Annotated in this window: 22 protein-coding genes and 1 tRNA gene; 11 read left to right on the forward strand and 12 right to left on the reverse strand. The window is 65.2% G+C overall.

Features of this window, described 5'->3' with window-relative positions; translation table 11 throughout:
* Positions 1–48 precede the first annotated feature (48 nt).
* Positions 49–822, reverse strand: coding sequence for a tetratricopeptide repeat protein (locus tag ACVWZM_RS15855; RefSeq protein WP_309249301.1), 774 nt, complete (start codon positions 820–822; stop codon positions 49–51).
* Between the two features lie 290 nt (positions 823–1112).
* Between ACVWZM_RS15855 and ACVWZM_RS15860 the strand changes: the two genes are divergently transcribed.
* The gene (locus tag ACVWZM_RS15860; RefSeq protein WP_253588217.1) at positions 1113–2366 is read left to right on the forward strand and encodes a glycosyltransferase family 87 protein; all 1254 of its coding nucleotides are present in this window, start codon (positions 1113–1115) and stop codon (positions 2364–2366) included.
* A gap of 36 nt (positions 2367–2402) precedes the next feature.
* On the opposite strand, the gene ACVWZM_RS15865 is transcribed toward ACVWZM_RS15860, so the two are convergent.
* From ACVWZM_RS15865 to ACVWZM_RS15890, 6 genes are all read right to left on the reverse strand, one after another.
* Positions 2403–4004 (reverse strand): hypothetical protein, encoded by a 1602-nt coding sequence (locus ACVWZM_RS15865; protein ID WP_253588218.1) that lies wholly within the window; start codon positions 4002–4004, stop codon positions 2403–2405.
* Entirely contained in the window at positions 4004–4750 is a 747-nt protein-coding gene (locus ACVWZM_RS15870; RefSeq protein WP_253588219.1) for an SDR family oxidoreductase, read from the reverse strand. Before ACVWZM_RS15870 ends, ACVWZM_RS15865 begins: the two co-directional genes overlap by 1 nt.
* Positions 4750–6105, reverse strand: a complete 1356-nt coding sequence (locus ACVWZM_RS15875; protein ID WP_253588220.1) for an FAD-binding oxidoreductase — start codon at positions 6103–6105, stop codon at positions 4750–4752. Before ACVWZM_RS15875 ends, ACVWZM_RS15870 begins: the two co-directional genes overlap by 1 nt.
* A 32-nt stretch (positions 6106–6137) precedes the next feature.
* Complete coding sequence (locus ACVWZM_RS15880) at positions 6138–7568, reverse strand: UbiA family prenyltransferase (RefSeq protein ID WP_253588221.1); 1431 nt, start codon at positions 7566–7568, stop codon at positions 6138–6140.
* Positions 7569–7725: 157 nt separating this feature from the next.
* Positions 7726–7802: transfer RNA gene (locus tag ACVWZM_RS15885), tRNA-Arg, on the reverse strand.
* Between the two features lie 119 nt (positions 7803–7921).
* Positions 7922–9424, reverse strand: a complete 1503-nt coding sequence (locus tag ACVWZM_RS15890) for a flavin-containing monooxygenase (protein ID WP_229192606.1) — start codon at positions 9422–9424, stop codon at positions 7922–7924.
* Between the two features lie 84 nt (positions 9425–9508).
* Here ACVWZM_RS15890 and ACVWZM_RS15895 point away from each other — a divergent pair, with 84 nt between their 5' ends.
* From ACVWZM_RS15895 to ACVWZM_RS15905, 3 genes are all read left to right on the forward strand, one after another.
* A complete protein-coding gene (locus tag ACVWZM_RS15895; RefSeq protein ID WP_253588222.1) occupies positions 9509–10159 on the forward strand; it encodes a TetR/AcrR family transcriptional regulator in 651 nt (216 codons plus the stop codon).
* Positions 10160–10359: 200 nt separating this feature from the next.
* Positions 10360–11457, forward strand: coding sequence for a helix-turn-helix transcriptional regulator (locus ACVWZM_RS15900; protein ID WP_057020156.1), 1098 nt, complete (start codon positions 10360–10362; stop codon positions 11455–11457).
* Between the two features lie 192 nt (positions 11458–11649).
* On the forward strand, positions 11650–12315 hold the full coding sequence (locus ACVWZM_RS15905; protein ID WP_057020157.1) for a hypothetical protein: 666 nt from the start codon (positions 11650–11652) through the stop codon (positions 12313–12315).
* A 108-nt stretch (positions 12316–12423) separates the two neighbouring features.
* On the opposite strand, the gene ACVWZM_RS15910 is transcribed toward ACVWZM_RS15905, so the two are convergent.
* The 3 genes from ACVWZM_RS15910 to ACVWZM_RS15920 are packed head-to-tail and all read right to left on the reverse strand — an operon-like array spanning position 12424 to position 14138.
* On the reverse strand, positions 12424–12846 hold the full coding sequence (locus ACVWZM_RS15910) for a CAP domain-containing protein (protein WP_057020158.1): 423 nt from the start codon (positions 12844–12846) through the stop codon (positions 12424–12426).
* A gap of 22 nt (positions 12847–12868) precedes the next feature.
* Positions 12869–13075 carry a hypothetical protein gene (locus tag ACVWZM_RS15915; protein WP_253588223.1) on the reverse strand — a complete coding sequence of 69 codons (207 nt, stop codon included), beginning with the start codon at positions 13073–13075 and terminating at the stop codon, positions 12869–12871.
* 40 nt (positions 13076–13115) lie between these two features.
* On the reverse strand, positions 13116–14138 hold the full coding sequence (locus ACVWZM_RS15920; protein WP_253588224.1) for a 2-dehydropantoate 2-reductase: 1023 nt from the start codon (positions 14136–14138) through the stop codon (positions 13116–13118).
* Positions 14139–14290: 152 nt separating this feature from the next.
* Between ACVWZM_RS15920 and ACVWZM_RS15925 the strand changes: the two genes are divergently transcribed.
* Entirely contained in the window at positions 14291–14896 is a 606-nt protein-coding gene (locus ACVWZM_RS15925; protein ID WP_168858718.1) for a YidB family protein, read from the forward strand.
* A 36-nt stretch (positions 14897–14932) separates the two neighbouring features.
* On the forward strand, positions 14933–15211 hold the full coding sequence (locus tag ACVWZM_RS15930; protein ID WP_024582682.1) for a GlsB/YeaQ/YmgE family stress response membrane protein: 279 nt from the start codon (positions 14933–14935) through the stop codon (positions 15209–15211).
* A 165-nt stretch (positions 15212–15376) separates the two neighbouring features.
* On the opposite strand, the gene ACVWZM_RS15935 is transcribed toward ACVWZM_RS15930, so the two are convergent.
* Together ACVWZM_RS15935 and ACVWZM_RS15940 are read right to left on the reverse strand one after the other, a co-directional pair.
* Complete coding sequence (locus ACVWZM_RS15935; protein ID WP_225164107.1) at positions 15377–16159, reverse strand: SDR family NAD(P)-dependent oxidoreductase; 783 nt, start codon at positions 16157–16159, stop codon at positions 15377–15379.
* A 92-nt stretch (positions 16160–16251) separates the two neighbouring features.
* On the reverse strand, positions 16252–17013 hold the full coding sequence (locus ACVWZM_RS15940) for an N-acyl homoserine lactonase family protein (protein ID WP_076832809.1): 762 nt from the start codon (positions 17011–17013) through the stop codon (positions 16252–16254).
* Between ACVWZM_RS15940 and ACVWZM_RS15945 the strand changes: the two genes are divergently transcribed.
* The 5 genes from ACVWZM_RS15945 (at position 17002) to ACVWZM_RS15965 (ending at position 23420) form a co-directional block, all read left to right on the forward strand.
* Positions 17002–18843: an AMP-binding protein gene (locus ACVWZM_RS15945; protein ID WP_456853829.1), complete on the forward strand. Its 1842-nt coding sequence runs from the start codon at positions 17002–17004 to the stop codon at positions 18841–18843. The two genes, ACVWZM_RS15940 and ACVWZM_RS15945, sit on opposite strands and share 12 nt — an antisense overlap.
* A 15-nt stretch (positions 18844–18858) precedes the next feature.
* Positions 18859–20076, forward strand: coding sequence for an ABC transporter substrate-binding protein (locus tag ACVWZM_RS15950; protein ID WP_057020163.1), 1218 nt, complete (start codon positions 18859–18861; stop codon positions 20074–20076).
* A gap of 58 nt (positions 20077–20134) precedes the next feature.
* On the forward strand, positions 20135–21268 hold the full coding sequence (locus ACVWZM_RS15955; protein WP_253588226.1) for an NADH:flavin oxidoreductase/NADH oxidase: 1134 nt from the start codon (positions 20135–20137) through the stop codon (positions 21266–21268).
* A gap of 2 nt (positions 21269–21270) precedes the next feature.
* Entirely contained in the window at positions 21271–22122 is an 852-nt protein-coding gene (locus tag ACVWZM_RS15960; protein WP_057020165.1) for an IclR family transcriptional regulator, read from the forward strand.
* Between the two features lie 230 nt (positions 22123–22352).
* A complete protein-coding gene (locus ACVWZM_RS15965) occupies positions 22353–23420 on the forward strand; it encodes an acyl-CoA dehydrogenase family protein (protein ID WP_253588227.1) in 1068 nt (355 codons plus the stop codon).
* Positions 23421–23446 lie beyond the last annotated feature (26 nt).

The following is a 23446-nucleotide window of genomic DNA, read 5'->3' on the forward strand; positions in this document are numbered from 1 at the left end:
TATGAATCAGCGATCAAACCGCTTGGGAATCCTGAATGTCGACCGGTCCTAGCTCAGAAATTCCGCAAAGGCGCTGCGACGGAAGAAGAAGCGGCCGTGCGATGACATGATCAGCGCGGCGGTCGTGCGGCCGATCATTTGCGGCCGGCCGCGCAACGCGAGACGCAGATTGGCCTCGCCGGCCGCGCGGTCGCCCATTTCCAGAAGACTGGCGGAGAAGCTGAGACGCGTCAGCGGGTCGTCGGGGCGCTGCGCCACCACCTGGCGGTAGAGATCTGCCGCGGCGGCATATTCGCCATCGAGCAGCAGCACACGCGCGAGCGCGCCCAGAACATCGGGATGTCCCGGCGCCGCATTGCGCAGCTTCTCCAGAATCTCGCGCGCCCGGCCACGCTCATTGCGCTGGGGCAGCAGCTGCGCCAGCAGCAGCTGAAACTCGAGGCTCTCCGGCGCGAGAACGAGCGCGCTCTCGATGACGGCAACCGCCTCGTCGATGCGACCGGCCGAGTGCAATTGCCCTGCCAGCGCCTGGAATGCGGGCAGGTACGGCGGCCGCCGCGCGGTGGTTCGCCGCAGCACATCGATCGCCTCGCTGCCGCGACCAGCGCCGCCGAGCGCAGCGCCAAGCAGGGTCTCGAGGCCGGGATCCTCGACGCGGCGTACGGCTCGCTCGAGCGGTGCGATCGCTTCCTCGTTGCGGTTCTGGATCATCAGCGCCCGTGCCAGGATCGAGGCCGCGCCGACATCGGTCCGGTTTGCCTTCAAGACCTCCGCCGCCAGCCGCTCGGCTTCGACGACCTGTCCGATCTGCAATGCGACCACGGCGCGTTGCAGTACCGGGGATGGGCTGGGCCCGCGATTGGAAGGAGGCGGCGGTTTCGGCATGCGGTCCGTCGTGAGATGGTTGTTGTCAGCCGTTATCACTGCCGCCGACGGAGCGTCCAGCGAAAGTCGCATCCGGACACCGAGATACCGTCCGGTTCCAGCCCCGCCGACCGATTTCATACGTCCCTGCGGGCGTCAGGCGACAGGGGATCCACCCTCCCCCTGCAATTTTTCGACTGCTTAACCTATTCAATCTAGCTTGGGTTGCCATAACAGGGCCCGGCCTGATGCTCGCAACAACGCTCGAAACAATTCAGTCGACGGACTCGAAGCGCGCCAACTACACGCGCGGAATCCTCGTGATGCTGGTCGCCGCCCTCCTGTTCAAGGTTGTGTGGTTCTCCCAGCTGGGGCTGGGGCACGGCCGCGAACTGGTCGACTTCGCCGCCTTCTACATCACCGCAAAGCTGGTGTGGCTCGGCGACCTCGACCAGGCCTATCAATTCGCGAAGCTCGCCATCATCGAGAAGCAGGCGTCGGGCGGGCACGACGGCTTCATGCCATGGACCTATCCGCCGCAATTCAACCTGCTGCTGGCTCCGTTCGCGCTGGTCCCGTTCGGGATGGCCTATCTGTTGTTCATGGCCTCGACGCTGGCTCTTTATCTCGCGGTGCTGCGGCGTCTTGCCGGAAACCGGTTCGTGCTCGTGCTGATCGTTTTCTTTCCGACGATCGGGGTCACGCTGGCATGCGGTCAGAACAGCTTCCTTACCGCCGCACTGATCGGGCTGGTGTGCCTGTACTTCGAAGAGCGGCCGATGCTCGCGGGCGTGGCCCTTGGTCTCATGATCATCAAGCCGCATTTCGCCGTTGCCTTCGCACTCTATGCCATCCTGCGGCGCTCGTGGATCGTCGTGATGACGGCCAGCGCCGTCGTGCTGATCAGCTCGACGATCTGCACCGTGCTGTTCGGCATGCAGATCTGGACCGTGATGCTGCAGAGCGTGCACGATTCGTCGGTATTCCTGCGGGAAGCCTACTATCCGCTGTATCGAATGGTCTCGACCTATGCCGCGCTGCGAACCACGGGGTTCTCCGCATCGGCAGCGTTTATCGGCCAGGGCGTGGTCGCTGTCCTTGCGCTCGGCATCGTGCTGGTCGCGGTCTACCGCAAGATGCCCGCGCGCGAGAGTCTCGGCCTGACCGCGATCACATCGGTCTGCATCAGCCCCTATGCGTATGATTATGACTTCCTGATCTTCAGTGTCGGAATCGCGCTGCTGTTGCCGGCGCTTCAGGCCAAGGCCCGCGAGTGGGAACGTGCGATCATCTATGCCGCGCCGATACCGATCGGAGCCTTCGGCTACATGCACACGGTCCATAACAACACGCCGCGCACGGACGTCCATTGGGTCGACGTGCTTTCGATCGGAGGCTTCGGGATCGCCGCGCTGATCACGCTGATCGTCGCAATCCTGCTGCTGCGCGAGTCAAGCAGGGGCTCTCCCGTTCCGGCGCAGGGGCCTCTTGCGAGGATTTGAGCACCCGGCGCGACACGCCCAGCGATCACGCAACACTCACGGCGCCACCATTTCGAGACGATCGCGCGCCGGCAGGGTCGACGCGAAGGCCTTCAGCGCGCCGGCGACGAGCTCCGGCTCCGCGGCCGGCGTGACGTAGAAGCTTACGTCACCCCGCGCGCCGGTCACCGGAATCGTGTGCAGGATCGCGACCTTCCTCCAGCTCGCCGGCACGCCCTGCGCAAACCAGCTGTCGTAGATCATGGCGACGCCGACATGATACTCGTCGGCGAGCGCGGCCATCTCGGCCGGGCCGTAGCGGCCGGCGCGCTTCGCCTTGCGCACGCGCTCCGAACCGAGCCCCCACAGATCCAGGACGAAGTTCGCATTTCCCCAGGCAACGAGCCCAAGATCGTTCACGGCAACCGGCCGCCGGTAGAGCTGCTGGGCAAAGCGCCCCAACTGATAATGCTGCTCGTAGACGCCGCGCGAGGCAAACGGCGTCTCCAGGGCGGCGCTGACATAGCCCACGCTGGCAAAACCGGCCAGCCCGACGCTGGCGAGCGTCGCGGCGGTCCATTGCGGGACGCTCAAGACCGCTCGCGCGCGTGCAACCGCGTAGAGCAGCGCCAGCACCGCAAGCGCAACGATGTAAACCTCATACCGGTAGAACCAGCCATATTGGCCAAAGCCGAGATGCGCAGCGATCGCGGCGAGCACCGTCGCACAGACGATCAGGGCGCCGCGGTCGGAGCGGAGCAGCGCCATCACGGCGGCGAGCGCAAGACCGAGCAGCATCAGCCTGAAGCCGGCGGGATCAGCGAAGCTGTCGCCGAGATTGCGGAGGATGGAGGCGATGACGCCGGTCCCTTCATAGCCGGATTCGGCGATGCGCGATTTGAGCAATACCGAACTCGGCAAAAGCGGGAGACCGAGCGAGGCCATTCGCGCGAAATACGCGGCGAACGCGCAGAGCGTGACGGCGGCGGCCGCGGCGGCAAAACGGCGCTGGCCGAGCAGGGCAAACCCCGTCATCGCCGCGATGGCGAACGCGATTCCCTCGAAGCGAATCAGCGGCAGCAGCACCAGCGCCGCGAAGTGTATGACGGTCGGCGACCGTCCGCGCGCGGCTTCGGTCAGGCCGCCGAAAGTCGCGACCGTGGCCCAAACGTGAAGACTGTGCTCCATGCCGGTCATCGGCAGGGCGATCGCGCTTGACGAAAAAATGGCGAGCAACGCGACGAAAAACAGCAGCGACTTCTCCCGGCCGGGGCCAAGCAGTTCAGCCGATTCAAGAATGCGCAGGAAAGCCACGACGGTCGCGGCCGCTGCCGCGGCATTGATCAGGAGTGGACCGAATGCGCCAAGATGCAGCGTCTCGGTCACGGCCAGCAGATAGGGCCAGATGATCGACGAGCTTGGCGACGAGACCTCGGACGCAGTGACGCCGTAGCCGCCGGACAGGATGTGATCGGCGACGGCGAGGTGGATGTAGGGATCGTCGAGGGTGAAGATCAGCCTGCCGTCGCAGAGCATGACGCTGAAGATCAGCGTCGCCGCGAACAGCACGAGCCACAGCGATGCCGTCACAAGCGGGACGCTCTGCCGGATCGCGCTGGATCGCGGGAACGACGCGTGGTTGGCGGCGACGCCCGGCATCAGATACGCATCCGTTTGAAGATCGTCTCCGGCAGCGCGCAGATGATCGCCATCACCAGCCGGAAGCGGCGCGCCACATAGATCACGTCACGCGGCCTCGTCACATCGGCCCGGAAGATATCCTCCGCGACCCGATCCGGCTGCACCGTCAGGGGAGCCGGCAGCTTCATATGCGCCGTCATCCTGGTCCGCACGAATCCCGGCTTGACGGTGACGACACGGACCTTGCCCGCAAGCGCCAGGCGATTGCGCAAGCCGGACAGGAATTGCGAGAAGCCGGCCTTGGCCGCGCCGTAATAATAGTTCGAGGCCCGCCCGCGATCGCCGGCGACCGAGCTCACGCCGACGATGGTTCCCGAGCCGCGCGTCGCGAAGGCTTGCGCGAACAGTTCGAGCAGCAGGCTGGGCGCCTCGAAATTGGTGCGCATGATCTGCGTCGCAAGCTCGGGATCGGTCTCGGCACGCTGCTGATCGCCGAGCTCCCCGACAACGCATACGACGGTGTCGGGAAGTGGGGAAAGACCGGCGACGAAGCCGGCAAGCTGCCCGGTCTGCAGCGCGTCGAGCGCGACAACCGAGATTTCGGTACCGCTTCGCGTCTTGATGTCGTCCGCATTGCGCTGTGCCGCGGCGATATCGCGGGCGGCGAGCATCACACGCCATCCGTCCCTCGCATAGCGCAGCGCGGTCGCGTGCCCGATGTCCGAACTGCCGCCAATCACCAGAATTGATTTTGTGCCGGTCATCAAATTCCAAGCCGTGCTGAAAGATGGGACACGAGGCGACTGTTCGCCCCGATCTGCTGGCGGATGTCGCGCAAGGCCGCAAGGCCGGGATATCCGGATTCGAATGTCGCGCGGGACTGCCGCGCATCCTTGGCGAGATAGAGCCGGCCGCCGGCATCGACCACCAGCGCGTCGAGCTGGTCAAGAAACCCGAACAGCGCGTCGCTGACCGGAAAGTCCATCGTCAGCGTGTAGCCGCGGAGCGGAAACGACATCGGCCCGCTGCCTTCGCCAAGCTGCTTGAGCACCGCAAGAAACGACGCATCGCCGCGCCGCGACACACGATCGAGAATTTCGGCGAGAACGCGGCGCGCGCGGCCAGCCGGGATCACGCATTGATATTGCACGAAGCCGCGCCGGCCGTAGATCCTGTTCCAGTCGGCGATCGCATCGAGCGGAAAGAAATACGGGTCCCAATGGACCAGCCGCGGCTTGCCCGGATGCGCGGCGCCGCGACGGAAGTACAGCTCGTTGAACGCCCGCATCGATGCGCGATTAAGCAGCCATCCCGGAAACAGCTCCGGGACCGCGAGCCGCGACGCGCGAAGCCTGGGAAACGCTTCGAGGCCGGGTCCCAGCATATCCCTGACGCGCCGCGTGGCGTGCTCGGCAAGATAGACGAGCGAGCGTCCGAGCGATGCCCCGCGCGCGAGGCAGTCGATCCAGGCCACCGAATAGGTGGTCGATGCGCTGCTTTCCAGCTGATCGATCGCCGCGTCGAGATTGCCGGCGACGCGGGTGTCCTGACGCAGCCAGGCGGTCTCGATCGGCAGCAGCCGCAGCGTCGCGTCGAGGATCATGCCCGTCAGGCCCATGCCTCCCAGCGTCGCCGCAAACAGCGCGGCGTTTTCCGATCGCGAGCAGGTGACGATCTCGCCGCCAGGCAGCGCAAGGCGGAATGAATCGACGATGGTGCCGAAGCCGCCATCGCGATGATGGTTCTTGCCGTGGACGTCGGCCGCGATCGCGCCGCCGACCGTCACGAATTTCGTGCCGGGCACGACTTTGAGGAAGAAGCCGCGCGGCTCGAAAGCGGCAAGGATGTCGGCGATGGTCACGCCGGCTTCGACCGTCAATCGCGCGGTTGCGGCATCGAAGCTCCGCATCCGGTTCAGGCCGCGCGACGAAATCGTGGATTGCGTTCCGATCGCGGCATCGCCATAGGCCCGCCCGGCTCCGCGCGCGACGACGCCGGACCGCGCAACCAGGTGGTCCCGCGCGCCCGCGGGCGTCTGCGGCGCCAGCAGTTCGGACGACGCCTTCGGATAGTTGCCCCAGCCGGACAGGCTAATGCCGCCCGGACTGGAGGTCGACATCACAGCTCCTGGTAACGCAGCCGCCGGCATCGCTAGATGGCGGCGAACATGATGGCGCCGATCGCGCCGAGCGCGACCCAGCTGACGCGATCCCTCAGCGCAAAGATGACCGGATCGTCGTCGATCAATCCGCGCTGCGCGAACAACATCACGCGGCCGATCCAGTACATCAAGATCGGGCAACCGACCCAGAGCAGTTGCGGATGGCTGTAAAGCGCGCGCACCGTATCGGACGAGATGTAGAGCGTGAAGATCACGACGGCGTTGAAGCCTGACGCGGCGGCGAGGATCGCGATCATCGATTTGTCCCCGACCTGGTAGCCGCGCGCCGCCAGCACGGCGCCGTCCGGCTGGCCGGCGAGCTCGATATAGCGCTTCACCAGCGCCAGCGACATGAAGATGAACAGCGAGAAAGCGAGCAGCCATTCCGACATCGGCACGCTGATCGCGACGGCGCCGCCGATCACGCGGACGGTGTAAAGCGTGGCGAGCACGACGACGTCGACGGTCGCGATGCGCTTGAGCCAGAACGAATAGGAGGTGGTCAGTGCGAAATAGCCGAGCAGGACGCCGCCGAACTCGATCGATATCGACAAGGCGATCGCAAATGCGGCGACCAGCGCCAGGGCCATCGCGCCGACGGCCCGCGATGCCAGGATGGCGCCGCTTGCGATCGGGCGGTTGCGCTTGGTCGGATGCGCGCGGTCGGCCTCGACGTCGAGAAGGTCGTTCAGGATGTAGGCGCCCGACGCGCAGAGCGAGAATGCGATCACGGCAAACAGCGACGTCGCCGCCGATCCCAATGCGAATTTGTGTGCGGTCAGCAGCGGCACCAGCACGAGAGCGTTCTTCGCGTATTGATGCACCCTGAACAGCTTCAGCCAGCTGCGCATACTGACGCGCATACTGACCAGCGCGGGCGCGGACGGCTCGGATCGAGCGGGGCGCGCGAGGCGCGATGCGGAATCGGGCAACGCGACCGCCGCGCTGCCGATATAGTCAAAGCCCTGCCGAAGCACGGGCGGCAGCTCTTCGCGCTGCGCCGGCGGCAATTGACGTTCCGGCGCGGCGGCCCAGGCGGTGAAGACGCCAAGATGCTCGGCGACCGCGCTGACGAACGGCTCGGGATAGGTTTCCGAGCAAAGGTAGACCGGGCGGCCTTCGCCCAGCACCTGCAGCAGGAACCTCACCGCGTCGTGGTCGAATTGCGCCCGGGACGGATCGAACCCCGATGGATCTGCACCATGCGCTGATCGCGGTTGCGACCCGAAGGAAGCGGTGATCGCCGCGGCGAAAGCGCGGAGGCGGCGGATCAGATCGGATGCGATATCGGCCGGGACGGAGCTTCCCCGCACCATGACCTCGTCGACATCGACGACGAGCGGCCGGCCCTTCGAACGCAGCGGGTCGCGAAGGGCATCGCCGCCCCCCTGCTCAACCCGTTCTGGAACGCTAGCTCGCATACGTGCGGTCTTCCGGTGCCCCCTCCCCATTGTCCCGGGCTTTCCCTAATTTGGGGTGAACTTGATTTAGGGTGAACTTGGGGGGAGCGAACGCCGGGCAGATGGCGCCGAAATGCGTGGTGAAAAGCCTCACCGACAGCGCGCGGTGAGCGAAAAATGGCGATCCCGGGAAGACTCGAACTTCCGACCTACGGTTTAGGAAACCGTCGCTCTATCCGGCTGAGCTACGGGACCGCACGGCCCGCAGCGAAAGCATGCGGGCGTCGCCATCCCATAGCAGAGCTGCCGGGTGATCGCCAGCCCGCGCCACATCGGGCGCGCGCGAAGTTGCATGGCGTTTGGCGCGTCGCGCGTTACGCCACCTGGCGTGCCGGATTCGAGGCGGCATCCGCGCTGGCCCGACGCGCCGGGAGAAACTCGATGGCTTCATCCTTCAGCGAGCCGAAGCGCAGCGTCATGATATCGAGAGCATAATTCTGGTAGAGCCGCCACGGCCGGCGCGAGCCCTGCTTGGGGAACCTGGCGGCGGCGCGCTGGATATAGCCCGATGAGAAATCCACCCAGGGCAGTTCGGCGACATCAGGATCGTTCCGCCGCGGCGTGACCTGCGCGTAGCCGTTCGCCTTCATGTGGTTGAGCATGCGGCAAACATATTCGCAGGTCAGGTCGCATTTCAGCGTCCAGGACGCATTGGTGTAGCCGAAGGCGGCGGCGAGGTTCGGCACGCCCGAGTACATCAGCCCCTTGTAGTTCATGGTCTTCGACAGATCGACGCGCGCGCCGTCGACATTGATCTCGAGTCCGCCGAGCACCTGCAGATCGAGGCCGGTCGCGGTCACCACGATGTCGGCGTCGAGCACATTGCCGCTCTTGAGCTTGATGCCCCCACGCGTGAAGGTCTCGATCTGATCGGTGACGACGGACGATCTGCCGTTGCGCAGCGATTCGAAGAGATCGCCGTTCGGCACCAGACAAAGCCGCTGGTCCCACGGATTGTAGCGCGGCGTGAAATGGGTGGCGACGTCGTAGTCCGGACCGAGTGCATGCCGCACGCCGCCGAGGATCAGCTTCTTGACGCGCTCCGGATCGCGCTTGCAGAGCCGGTAGAAATACATACCGAACAGCACGTTCTTCCAGCGCGTGAGGCCGTAGGCGAGTTTCGCGGGCAGCCGCGCGCGCAGCCAGTTGGCGACTTTGTCCTCGTCGGGCCGCGCCACGACATAGGTCGGCGAGCGCTGCAGCATCGTGACATGGGCGGCGGTCTTGGCCATTTCCGGCACCAGCGTCACCGCGGTCGCGCCGCTGCCGATCACCACCACCTTCTTGGCGGCATAGTCGATGTCGTCGATCCATTTCTGCGGATGGACGACGCGGCCGGCGAAATCGGCGATGCCGGGGAAGTCGGGCGTGTAGCCGTGTTCATATTTGTAGTAGCCGCTGCACATGAACAGGAAGCTGCAGGTGAAGCGCTCGATCGTCTTCTCCGGCCCGCGCTCGACCTCGACCGTCCATTGCGAGTCCGCCGACGACCAGTCGGCGCGCACGACGCGATGGTTGAAGCGGATGTTCTTGTCGATGCCGTAGGCGCGCGCGGTCTCGCGCACATAGTTCAGGATCGACGGGCCATCCGCGATCGCTTTCGGCTCGGTCCACGGCCGGAACGAATAGCCAAGCGTGTACATGTCGGAGTCGGAGCGGATGCCGGGATAGCGGAACAGGTCCCAGGTGCCGCCAATGCAGTCGCGGCCTTCAAGAATGGCGTAGCTGCGGTCAGGGCAGTTGGCCTGCAAATGATAGCCGGCGCCGATGCCCGACAGTCCCGCGCCCACGATCAACACGTCGAAATGAACGGACACGCCTTGACCCTCCCGTGGCAGTATTGACAATACATATTGTCAGATAACTTGACATCTGACAATGCCTCGTGTCAATACACTTTCATGGCAAGCATCCGGAAAGCCCGCCTCTATGGCGGTATGGACGCCGAGGAACGCCGCGCCGAGCGGCGGCTCAAGCTGATCGACGCGGCGATCGAGGTCTATGGCGAGGTCGGCTATCGCGGCGCCACCGTGAAGGCGATCTGCGAGGCGGCCGAGCTGACCGAGCGCTATTTCTACGAGTCCTTTACGAACAGCGAGGCTCTGCTGATCGCCGCTTACGGCCATGTCGTCGGCCACCTGCACGAGGAAATGACCGCGGCCGCTGCAGCCGCAGGCGACGATGCCGAGATGAGGCTGCGCGCGGCGCTGACGCTCTATTTCACGCGGCTGAAGCAGCACCCGAAGCCCGCCCGGGTCTTTCTGCTGGAAATTTCAGGCATCAGTCCGGCGGTCGATGCCGTCAAGCTCGACGCCTTGCGCGTCTTCAGCGACATCCTGGTGCCGCCGGCGCTCGACCCGAAGCGCAGCGGCAAGGGCGCGGCCGCCTCGCTGCTCTCGGTCGGCATGGTGGGCGCCGTCATCTCGATCGCGCTGCGCTGGGTGTCGAAGCAATATCCGCAGGCCGTGGAAGAGGTCGTCGCGATCGCCGCCAGCTTCTGCCGCGTGGCGCTGACCGAGGCCGGCCACCGTGAGGATGGTCACTTATCGTAGCGGCCGGATCGCACCGGCCAGCGGGACCCGCCGATTTTCGATCATGTTTCGCCAGCGCTTGCGGACCCGGCCCCTAGCCTGTCGCTGATTTAACTTGCATATCGGGCCCCTGGGTTTTCTTATGCCCGGTACCGGGCGCAACGAGGTGCAGCCTGTTTCGCCTGACAAAACAACGCTGTTTGCATCGGCGGAGCTGAATTTTGGTCGATCTGCACAGGCTTGACGATGTGACCGCGCGCCTCGGCGATGTGGTTCTCGATCCCTCGACCTGGCCCTCCTTCATGGACGAGGTCTGCGCCGCCGTCGGCGCGACCGGCGCTGCGATGCTTCAGAGCGATATCCGCACTGAAGACATTCCGCGCACGGACTCGATCACCGAGTATTTCACCAAGACCTACTTCCCGCACAATCTTCACCTCACCGACATCCGCGCGGCCCGCGGCGTGCCGCTGATGCATGCCGGCGTCGATGTCATCACCGATGCGGATCTGTTCGAATCCGAAACCGAGATGCTGCGCGATCCGCTCTACGCCACGCTCGGCGAGTTCGGACTGAAATGGTTCGCGGCGATCGGCTTCCACTCCGGCCCGGCGTTATGGGCACTGACGATCCAGCGTTCGCCCAGAGAAGGCTTGTTCGACGCCGACGAGATCAAGGCGCTGCAAAGGGTGTCGGCGCCGCTCACGGAAGCCGCGACGCTCTCCGCCGTCGTCGGCCGCTCCGCACTCTCGGGCATCACCGGCGCGCTCGATCTGATCCAGGTCGCTGCGATTGCCGTCGGCCGCTTCGGCACCATCATCGGCATGAACAGCCAGGCGGAACGCTGCCTCGGCTACGACCTTGCGATCCGCAACAATCGCCTCACCCTGCTCGACCGACAGGCCAATGCCGATCTGACCAGGCTGATCGATCAGTTGGCCCACAGCTCGGACCTGCACCCATTGCCGTCGTCGCCGATCGTGGTGCGCAGGATCGACAAGCGGCCGATCGTGATCCAGATCCAACCGGTGCCTCCGGCGGCGCGCTCGCCGTTCCTCGGGGCGCGCGCGATCCTGTTGATCCGCGATCTCGAAGGCAGCGCCGCGTTCGATCAGGCGCTGCTGGCGGCGACGTTCGAGCTGACGCCGGCGCAGGCACGCCTCGCCGCGCGGCTTGCGCGCGGCGATTCGGTCGAAGCGGCCGCGCAGGCGGCCGGCGTTGCCCTTGCCACCGCGCGCAATCAGCTCAAGACGATCTTCCAGAAGACCGGCACCCACCGGCAGGCGGAACTGGTTGCGTTGCTGCACAGGGTGAAGTGAACGATTAGAGGCGAATTGTTCTGATCTCCGGCCCGTTCCGATGAGATTCTTCAATTATTCCAATCGCGAAGGCTGTGTTCCATCAGCCGCGGCAACATTCCACAGGTCAGGAAAATCGTCGGGTTCCCGGGTGACAAGTGTCACTAAAATGGCGACAATCTGCTCACTCTGTGTCGTTCGGGTTTGGTCTCAATGTCCGTGATGCCGTCACGATCATCGACGTTGGCTGTTGCCGCTTTCGCCGTCGCTTGCGTGCTGGCGCCGATGAGCGCGCACGCGCAATGGTGGCGCGGCGGCCCGAAGGACTTCGAGGACTGCGCAGACCTCGCCGAGAAGGCGAAGACCAGGGAAGACAAGACCGCGCAACTCGCCGATTGCAACGCCAAGTTCGCCGGCCGTCGCAAGCCTGGCGGTGGCTACACCTATTACGACTTCATGCAGGACCGCAGCTTCGACATCGCCGGTCCCAATCCGACGCCGGACGAGCAAAAGAAGATCGACCAGGAATATACCGGCTATCTCGAGCAGCAGCGCCGCTCGCGTATCGTCGCGGCGTTCAATGCGAAACAGCTCGAGCGGCAGGAGACACAGCCGGTGCGTCCGCCGCAGGTCCAGCAGGCGTCGTTGCACAATGAGCCGGTGCGCAGTGAGACTGCGAAGGTCCCCGTCCCTGCTGCAAGGCCGGTCAAGCCGCGGGGCGCTGCCGTACCTATTCCTGAGCCGCGGCCGCGGGCAAGCAACTGCGTGAAGGGTACGTTCTCCTGCGAATGGCCGCGGCTTTCCGAGGGATTGGACGGCCTGAAGAAGCTGTTCACGCCGACACCGCCGCCACCGACCAAGGTTGCGAAGCGAAACTGACGGTTCGCTTGGTCATTCCGGGGCTCGCGCAAGCGAGAACCCGGAATCTCTCTGCCGTCGAGATTCCGGGTTCGTCGCTTCGCTCCGCCCCGGAATGACACCGCAGGCTCAATCGGTAATCACCATCGCCCAAAACCTGCGGTACGGCGACTTCGGATTGTCGACGAAGGCGACGCCGACGCGCTTGGCGCCCGGCATCAGCAGGTTCTCGCGATGGCCCGGCGAATTCTCCCACTGCTTCAGCATCTCGGCGAAGGCGATGAAGCCGGCGCCGATATTCTCGGCGGCGCGCTGCTTCTTGAGCGGCGCGATGCGCGTGAAGAAGCTGCCGCCCGCGGAGTGGCTGACCGATCCGGTCGCCGACATCGCCTGGGCCTGCTTCAGCGCCATCGCGTTCAGCTTCGCGTCGAGCTTCACCGCGGGCATGCGGTTGGCGCGCCGGTAGGCACTGATCGAGCCGGCATAGTCGGCGGCACCTGAGGCCGTGGTGAAGCCAAACACGAAGGTGAGCGCGAGGAACAGCAGCTTCATCTGAAGTCGTCTCTGTAATGGATCAGTGCGCGCGGGTGCGCTTGTGGTGTCGGGGCGCGACCGATTTGTGCGCAGGCGTGGCCGCTCGGCTGGCTGCCGCAGCCGCCGCGCGCTGCTCCTGCAAGCGCGCATCATAGCCAGGCGACGGTGTCACGGTCGGCGGCGCCGCACGGACCGGGCCGGCCGCGAGCGCAGCAAGCGTGAACAGCATGATGCTGGACCATTTCATGATGTCATCTCCTCTGTTGTTCGATCGACGTGGCGGACGATCATCGGCGTTCATGGTCACTGCCATCGCGGATCTGTTCGGGCGTTAGCCCCGGCGAGCCCTTGCCGTCCGCCTCCGCCTTCCGGATCAGCGCGATGACGCGGCGCGACAATGGCGCCTCGAGCCCGCGGCGATCCGCGATCGCGGTAATCACGCCCTGCAAATAGTCGATCTCGGTGCGGCGGCCGCGCTGCAGATCCTCCCACATCGAGGAGCGCGCCTCGGGATCGATCTTCATGGTGCGGCCGAGCAGCATGTCGAACAGCGCATCGGGCAGCCGCAGCAAAGGCGGCATCCAGTTCGACGGCAGCGGCGTCGGCGACACCGGCGCAATGCCTTCGGCGCGCACCGCGGCCAGGCCCTCGGCCATCTGATCGGCAAGCAGTCGTCGCCAGCCGCGCTGCGCGAGCTGTTGCCGCAGCGGAATATTGGACAGCGCATTGAGCGCATTGTTGAGATTGACGATCAGTTTGCCCCACTGCACGCCGTCGATATCGCCGGTGGGCTTGATCGCAAGGCCCGGCACCGACAGCCGCGCCGCGGTGCCCGCGTCATCCTGCGCGATGACGATGTCGCCGGAGGTCGAGCGATGGAAGCGGCCGTCGCCGAGCGCGACCACGTTGAACGGCACCATGCCACCGAGCACCTTGCGGCCCGGCAGGCGGTCGCGCAGCAGCGGCACATTGCCGACGCCGTTCTGCAGGCTGATCACCGCGGCATCGCCAGGCGCGTGGCGCGCGATCACATCGGCCATCGCAGCGGTATCGGCACTCTTCACCGTCATCAGCACGGCCTGAACGTCGGACAAGATCGACGGATCGTCGGACACAATGAGCCGGTCCGCGGATACCGTCCGCTCGGAGCCGTCAAAGCTGCTGATCCGCAAGCCGTTGCCTGCGATCTCCTGGATCAGCCGCGGCCGCGCCAGCAGCGCGACACGGCGCCCCGCAGCCGCGAGCGTGCCGCCGACGAAGCAGCCGATGCTTCCGGCGCCCGCAATGCCGATCGGCCGGTCCTCGTTCATGTGGCCAAACGTCCATTCATCATTGGCTCGATAGCAGACCTGGGGTTGCCTGCCTATTTCGACGCACCGCGGGCCGGGTGGCCCGCCCTTGTAACCGTCATGGGCGGAAGCTATGTTTCCCGCTCGGGGCACGGTTGCGGCAGGAGACGATCATGGGTTTACTCGACGTACTCAACGGCATGCAGAACGGCCCGCGCGGTCCGAGCGCGCCAAGCACCTCATCCGACAGTTCGAGCGGCGGCGGAATGTCGCCGATGACGATGGCTATCCTCGCGCTGCTCGCCTGGAAGGCGGTCAAGCATTTCTCCGGCGGCCAGGCGGACGCGAGCGCCCCTGAGCCGAAGCCGGCGCAGGCGCCGCCGCTTCCTCCCGGCAACGTCACCGCAGGCCTGCCCGGCGGCGCCGGTGGCGGCGGGCTCAGCGATCTGCTGAAGGGCGGCCTCGGCGGCCTGCTCGCCGGCGGCGCAGCCGGCACCGTGCTCAGCGGCGGCCTCGGCGATCTGCTCAATCAATTGCAGCAGAAGGGCCATGGCGACGCGGCCAATTCCTGGGTCAGCAACGGTCCCAACAAGCAGATCGCGCCCGGCGATCTCGCCAACGCGCTCGGCGCCGACCAGATCAACTCGCTGGCATCGCAGAGCGGCCTCTCGCGCGACGAACTGCTGCAGGGCCTCAGCCAATATCTGCCCGACGCGATCAATCACCTGACGCCGGACGGCCGGCTGCCAAGCGGCGACGAGTTGCACCGCAGGCTCTGACGGTAGCGTTGATTCCATCTGAGGAGGACGACAGTCATGGGCGGCATCATCTGGGTCATTATCGTCGGCTTTGTCGCGGGGATCATCGCGCGATTCCTGTCGCCGGGACCGAACAATCCAAGCGGCTTTATTCTCACCACCGTGCTCGGCATCGCCGGCGCGTTTCTTGCGACTTTCATCGGCCAGGCGATCGGCCATTACGGTCCCGAACAAGGTGCCGGCTTCATCACCGCCACGATCGGCGCTCTGGTGGTGCTGTTCATCTGGAATCGGCTGGTCGCGGCGCGCGTGATCCCGGATATCGGAAACAGGTGACGCCGTAGGCGTCATCCCGGAGCGATGCGAAGCATCGAATCCGGGATCTCGAGATTCCGGGTTCGATGCTAACGCATCGCCCCGGAATGACGGAGCAACGACAGGTTCAAAATCAAAATGCCCGGGCCAGGCCCGGGCATTTTTCATTTGTGCAACGGCGCTCCGTCACTGAATCAGATGCATGCCGGCGTCCATGCGGACGAACTCACCGGTCATGTTGCTCGACGCCGGGCTCGCCAGGAAGCAGACCAGGTTGGCGATGTCTTCGGCCGTCGAGGCGACCTTCAGCGGCACGCGCGCCACCACGGCATCGCGCACCTGCTTGGCGCCGGCCTCGCCGCGGCCCTTGGTGAACCAGGGCGTATCTATATAGCCCGGACACACCGTGTTGACGCGGATCAACGGTGCCAACGCGCGCGCCAGCGACTGCGTCATGGTGTTGAGCGCGCCCTTGCTCGCGGCATAGGCGACCGACGAACCGCCGCCGGAAATGCCTGCAACCGAGGAGACGTTGACCACCGCCGAGGGACGGCTAGATGCCTTTGCGCCGGCTTCGAGCAGCGCGCGCGCGGCACGAACCATCTGGAACGGGCCGATGGTGTTGACGGCGTAGATGCGCTGGAAATCTTCCGCGGTCAGGCCGTCGAGATCGTGATGCGGCACGTGCTTGGTGGTGCCCGCATTGTTCACGAGCACGTCGAGGCGGCCCCAGCCCTGCGCGGCGGCTGCGATCTTCTTGCAGTCCTCATCGCGCGAGACGTCGCCCTGCACCACCAGCACCTCGGCGCCCTGCTTGCGGCAGGCTTCCGCGGTCGCCTCGGCTTCCGCCTTGCTGTTGGAATAATTGATGATGAGGCGCGCGCCCTGCGTGGCGAGGATTTGCGCGGTGGCGGCGCCGAGTCCCGATGCCGATCCCGTCACGATCGCGCACAAACCATCCTTGGACATCTGCATTTTCCTTGTTGTTGTGAGCCAGATGAACTCCGGCGGCGGCACACCATATCGCGTGGAACGACATCTGCAAGCCGCGCCCAAAATCCTCACGTGTACGCGTTCAGGCCCTTTTGCAGGCTGGCCCACTGCGCTTCGTCATGGCCGCAGATGATCTTGACGCCGGACGCCTCGAGCCTGGCGATCTCGTCGAGCGACTTCAGGAACTGGCCGACGTCAAGGCTGTTCCTCGGCGAGGTCCGCTGGTCGAGATTGGCGCGCACACTGAGCGCGTCGGAGGCGAGCAGGAATTCGCCGCTGTTGTCGAGCTTGACCAGCGCGCCGGTCGTTCCCTTCGAGTGTCCGGGCAGCGGGACCAGCGTCAGCTTGCCGTCGCCGAACACATCCATCTGCTTGTCGAAGATCTCCATCTTCAGCGGATGATCCCAATCCGCCTTGATATATCCGCGATCGAACGCGTTATCGGCATTCGCGGCCTCGATCTCGAGTGCGTGGACGAAGATCGTCGCCTTCTTGAAGAAGGCGTTGCAGCCGCAATGGTCGGTGTGCAGGTGGGAGCAGATCACCACGTCGATGTCATCAGCGCCAAGGCCAACGGCCTTCAGGCTCGTCAGCACATGATCATCCGCCGGCATGATCGGGCGCATGTATTTGGCGAGCGTGCCGAGCCGCCCTTCAGGATCGGTCGCGACATCGGGATGGCATCCGGTGTCGAACAGCACATTGCCCTGCGCATGCCGCAACAGCACGCAGGCGACCGGAAGCTCAATCATCTCGCCGCGCGCCGCATCGGGCAGATAGGTCCGCTTCGACATCTGGAGACGGCCGCCCGACAACATATGCATCTTCATCTCGTTACCTCCGCTTTTGGCTTCAAACTACATATGAGTTTTATGGAAACTCATAATGGATTTGACAGCATATTATTCGTCCTTATAGCTTCCGCGCAACGTCGCGATCGCATGACAAATGCGCTCAACGAAGCACCCGGGCTCCTTCGGATCGGCATCGTTGGCATCGATCAGCGGCCGTCGAAGGGAAGTTTCGCCACGATGTACACCGTGTTCAGCACGTTCGCTGCGACATCCGATGCGGCAGCGTTCAAACCCTTTCTCTGCATTCCCGCGCGTGCCGACCGCGCATACTTTCCCGATGGCGTCGAACTGTCCTATGGCGGCATTGCGCGGCAGGTCTGCGCATTGCGCGATCAGTACCGCGCAGCAGGCTTCGGCCACGGCCACCGCGCCTGCCTGCTGCTGGAGAACCGCCCCGATTTCATCGTGCACTGGCTGGCGCTCAATGGCATCGGCGTCTCGATCGTTCCGATCAACCCGGCCTATCGCGCAGCGGAAATCGAATACCTGATCGCGCATGCCGAACCCGACCTGATCGTCACGCTGGCCGATCAGAAGGAATTGCAGAAGCCGCTGACCGGCGACGTTCCGCTGCTCACCGTCTCCGGTGACGATCTCGGCGCCAGCGTCGAGACAGTCCCGCACGCCCAGCGGCCGCCACCGCGCGCCGACGAGCCGGGAAGCGAGACCGAGGCTGCGCTGCTGTACACGTCAGGCACGACGGCGCGTCCGAAGGGATGCATCCTGACCAATGAATACGTGGTCTCGACCGGCCGCTGGTACGTCAGCCACGGCGGCGAGGCGACGTATCATGCCGGAATGGAGCGCCTCTACAGCCCGCTGCCGCTGTTCCACATGGCCGGCCTGACGCTGACCCCGATCGCGATGATCTTGACCGGCGGCTGCCTGATCCTGCCGGAACGCTTCAACGCAAAGTTTGCCTGGCACGACATCGTCGCATGCCGCGCCAGCGTGCTGCATTATCTCGGCGTGATCGTCGCGGCCCTGCTGGCGCAGCCGGAGACGCCGGACGAGAAGGCCCATGCGCTGCGCTTCTCGATGGGCGTCGGCGCCAATCCCGAGCAGCGCGCGCGAGCCCGCGAGCGCTTCGGCATCCCCTTCGTCGAAGGCTGGGGCATGACGGAGACCGGGCGCAGTCCGTTCAACACGGTCGAGCCGCGCCATCTCGAGACCAACACCATCGGCCGCAGCGTACCGGGGCTCGAAATGACGATCCTCGATGCCGACGGCAATACGCTGCCGGCTGGCGCAGTCGGTGAACTCTGCGTGCGCCATTCGGAAGCGACGCCGCGGCGCGGCTTGTTCTCCGGCTATCTGAAGGACCCCGAGGCCACCGAGCAGGCCTGGCGCGGCGGCTGGTTTCGCACCGGCGACAGCGCCTGGCAGCACGAGGACGGCGCCTTCGTGTTCGTCGACCGGCTGAAGCATCTGGTCCGGCGCGCCGGCGAGAACATCTCGGCGGCGGAGGTCGAGGCCGTGCTGACGACGTCGCCTCAGGTCAAGCAGGCCGCAGTCATCGCCGCGCGCGATCCGATCCGCGACGAGGAAGTTGCGGCCTTCATCGTGAGCAACGACGGCGCCGATGCTTCACGCGAGCTCGCGCAGGACATCTTCCGCTTCTGCCGCGAACGCCTGGCGGCGTTCAAGCTGCCGGCGTGGATCGCTTTCGTCGCCGAGTTGCCGCTGACCTCGACCAACAAGATCCAGAAGCACGTGCTGCTCGGCGCGGACAGGGATCCGCAGTCGCATCCGGGCATGATCGACCTGCGGCAAGACAAGACCAACGCCATAAGGCAATCGAACTAGAGGAAACCAGGGACAATGACATCGAGATACGGATGGATCGCCGCGAGCGCTGCAATCCTCTCAGTCGCCTTCGCCGCCGCGCCATCCCACGCGCAGATTTCCGACGACGCGGTGAAGATCGGCGTGCTGACCGATCAGGCCGGACTCTACGCCGACGCCGCCGGCCCCGGAGCGGTCGAAGCGGTCCGGATGGCGATCGCGGATTTCGGCGGCAAGGTGCTGGGCAAGCCGATCGCGATGGTCGATGCCGACCATCAGAACAAGGCGGACATCGGCGCCGGCATCGCGCGGCGCTGGTATGAGCAGGAGAATGTCGACGTCATCGTCGATTTCGCCAATTCCGCCGTCGCCTTCGCCGTGCTCGAGCTCACCAAGCAGAAGAACAAGGCGATGCTGGTGTCGTCGGCCGGCTCCTCCGATCTGACCGGAAAGGGCTGCTCGGCGAATTCGGTGCAGTGGACCTACAACACCTATGCGCTCGCCAACAGCACGGTGCGGGCGCTGGCCAAGGAAGGCGCGAAGAGCTGGTACTTCGTCACGGTCGACTACGCCTTCGGCCACGCCCTGCGCAACGACGCGGCCAGGACCGTGGAGAAGGTCGGCGGCAGCATCGCCGGCGAGGTGCGGCATCCGCTCAACAGCATGGATTTCTCGTCCTATCTGCTGCAGGCCCAGAGCTCGAAGGCTGACGTGATCGCCTTTGCCAACACCGGCGGCGACCTCGCCAACTCGATCCGGCAGGCGCAGGAATTCGGGATGGCGCACACGCAGAAGCTCGCGGCCTTCCTGATGCAGACCAGCGACATCCACGCGATCGGTTTGCAGGCCGCCCAGGGGCTGCAGCTCGCGACCGCCTTTTATTGGGATCTCGACGACAAGACCCGCGACTTTGCCGCGCGCTTCATGGCCAGGACCAAGAAGCGGCCGACCATGGTGCAGGCCGGTCTCTATTCCGCGGTCATGAACTATCTCAAGGCGGTGGAGAAATCCGGCACCGACGACGGCCCCAAGGTGATCGCGCAGATGAAGGACATGCCGATCGACGATTTCTTTGCCCGCAACGCATTCCTGCGCGAGGACGGCCAGCTCATCCACGACATGTATCTCGTGCAGGTGAAATCGCCGGCCGAATCGAAGGGCGCCTGGGATTACGAGAAGCTGGTTCAGGTGATTCCGGGCAAGGAGGCGTTTGCGACGCCGGAGGAGAGCGCCTGTCCGCTGCTGAAGAAATGACTGCGCGCACGAATCCACGCACCACAGGCAAGAAACCACAGGCAAGGCTGGACATCCCATGACTGAGCTGCCGCTGCTGTTCACCCCGCTGCAACTGCGCGACCTCGAACTGAAAAACCGGATCATGGTCTCGCCGATGGCGACCTATTCGGCGCAGGAGGGGCGCGCCACCGATTGGCACACCGCGCATATCGGCAAGCTCGCCGCCGGCGGCGCCGGCCTCGTGTTCGTCGAGCAGAGCTCGGTGAACACCCAGGGGCGCATCACCCATGGATGCCTCGGCATCTGGGACGATGCGCACATCGCGGACCACGCCGCCCTCGCCGCGCTGATCCACAGCTTCAACGCCAAGGCCGCGATCCAGATCGCACATGGCGGCCGGAAAGGCTCCTCGCAGCGGCCGTGGGAAGGCGGCAACCCGCTCGGCGAAGCTGACATCAAGGCACGCGGCGAAGGCCCATGGCAGATCGCGGCCTCGAGCGGCATTCCCTTCGATGACGGCTGGCCGGCACCGCAGATGATGACTTCAGAGCAGATCGATGCCCTGGTGGACGACTATCGCCAGGCATTTCGTCGCGCCAGGGCGGCCGGCTATGACGTCATCGAGCTGCACTGCGCGCACGGCTATCTGATGCACTCGTTCCTGTCGCCGCTGGCGAACAACCGCAACGACGAGTATGGCGGGTCGCGCGAGAACCGCATGCGCCTGCCGCTGCGGATCGCGGCGATCATGCGCGAGGAGTGGCCCAGCCATCTGCCGGCCTTCGTCCGCATCTCGTCGGTCGACGGCGTCGACATCGGCTGGTCGATCGAGGACTCGATCGCGTTTGCGGCGGAGCTGAAGGCGATCGGGATCGACATGGTGGACTGCTCGTCGGGCGGCATGAAGCTGCCGCGCGGCAATTCGCTGGTGTCGCGCACCCCGGGCTTCCAGGTGCCGTTCGCCGAGCGCATCCAGAAGGAAGCCGGCATGCCGACGGTGGCGGTCGGGCTGATCCGCGAACCGGACTACGCCGAAGCCATTTTGCGGGACGGCAAGGCGACGCTTATTGCGCTCGGCCGCGAACTGCTGTGGAATCCGAACTGGCCCGCGCAGACGGCGCTTGCGCTCGGATGCGATCCGGAGTGGACGAGTTGGCCGGAGCAATATGGCTGGTGGCTGAAGCGGCGGGTGGCGCAGCAGGGACGATAGCGATGCCGGTGGCGAAGAAGGATGTAGCGAAGGCCGGCGCGGCTGCCGGCGCGCGGTCTTTCGACGGCCCCGATTTCCCCGGCGACACCTCGCGCGACCTGCCGAAGATGGACAATGCAGTCAAGTCGGCGCGGCGCGTGTTCGACGTGCTTGAATTCTTCGAGGAGCACCAGCGCGCCGCCTCCGCGATCGAAGTCGCGGCCGCGCTCAAGTTCCCGCAATCCAGCACCTCGGCGTTGATGCGGACGATGACGGCGTTCGGCTATCTCCACTATGACACCAGCCGCCGCACCTATATCCCGACGCCGCGGATCTCGATGCTGGGGCACTGGCTGAGCCCGGCGTTGTTCACGAAGGGACGCCTGGTCAATCTGATGGAAGAGCTCTCCGCGCGGACCGGAGAGACCATCATGCTCGCGGTGCGCAACGGGCTCAGCGCGCAGTATGTCCATATCATTCAGGCCAAGCTGCCGATGCGGCTGTATGTCAAGGCCGGAACGCTGCGGCCGCTGGCGCGATCCGCGTCGGGTTACGCGCTGCTGTCGGCCTATCCGGACAAGGAGGTGCGCCGCCTGGTGCGCCTGATCAACGCCAACGAGAGCCGGCCCGATCGTCAGGTCGACATCAAGGCGCTGCTGCTTGAGCTGAAGAAGGTCCGCGCCAAGGGGCACGCTTTCTCGCTCGGCCTGGTCACGCCGGGCGCGGGCGCCGTCGCCATGAACCTGCCGCCGATTGCGGAATCGAACGAACCGCTGGTGCTGTGCGTGGCCGGATTGAACGACGCACTGGTCACCCAGGAGACCGAGTTCGCCGACCTGATGCGGAAGGCAATCGAGTTTCATCTGGCGGACTGAACTTATGTCGGCGGCCGGTTTGCGCGTGTGCGTGGCATACAAACGGGGACAATCGAAAGTTCACTATGCGGAATTCATGCGCCAAGTCCGGCTTCATGCCATCCGCGCAAGTGGCCCTGCGGGCAGCGCTTGTCACGGCTATGGCTTTTCCGCATCATTGAGCGCAAGACAACATCGCAAGCAGGGCAGGGCCGAACAGCCAGCCCGAGCCAATCAACACGAGGAACGCTGTGGCGGAGAGTGAAAACATCGTCGCCGAGACCGCGGAAAAGATTTTCGCCGATCTCGCGGATGCCCAAACCATCAATCACGACAAGCAGGGCGCATGGAAGGCGCCGCTGTGGCAGGCGCTGACCGAAGCCGGCCTGCCGCTGTCCTGGGTGCCCGACGATCTCGGCGGTTCCGGCGCCAGCCTCGCCGAAGGATTCAGCGTCCTCAACGTCGCTGGGCGGCATGCGATCGCTGTTCCGCTGGCCGAAACAATGCTGGCCGGCTGGCTGCTGACGCAAGCCAGGATCGCCTCTCCCGAAGGCGAGATGACCGTGCTGCCGGCAAGCCCGAAGGACCGCGTCACGCTGAACGCCGACGGCTCGCTCTCCGGCCGCGCCCGCGGCGTGCCGTTCGCCAAGGACGCAAAACATTTCGCGGTGCTGGCTGAAGGCAATGGCGGCGTGTCGGTCGCGCTGCTCGATGCAGCGAAGTGCCGGATCGAATCCGGCATCGGGCTCGGCGGCGATCACAACGACACCGTCACGCTCGACAAGGTGCAGCCGGTCGCCACCAGGCCGGCGCCGAAGGGTTTTGACCAGACCACGCTGATGCTGATGGGCGGCGTGGTGCGCAGCCTGCAGATCGCCGGCGCGCTGGAAGCGATGCTCGACATCTCGGTGCGCTATTCCAATGAGCGCATCGCCTTCGAGAAGAAGATCTCGAAATTCCAGGCGGTGCAGCACAACCTCGCGCGGCTCGCCGGCGAAAACGCCGCGGCACTGGCCGCTGCGACCTCGGCGGCGGACACGATCGTGAACGCCAAGTCGCTGGACACTGATGCGGTGTTCCTGGAAGCCGCAGCGGCCAAGGTCCGCTGCTCGGAAGCGGCGGAGAAGGGCAGCGGCATCGCGCATCAGGTGCATGGCGCGATCGGCTTCACCATCGAGCACATCCTGCACCGCTATTCGCTGCGGGCGCTGGCCTGGCGCGACGATTTCGGCTCGGAGAGCTACTGGGCGGTCGAGCTCGGCAAGCTCGTCGCGAATCGTGGCGCCGATGAATTGTGGCCGCTGGTGGCTTCGCGCTGAGATCAGGCAGAAAGATCAGGACTGGA

This window comes from Bradyrhizobium sp. USDA 4501, assembly GCF_054062115.1.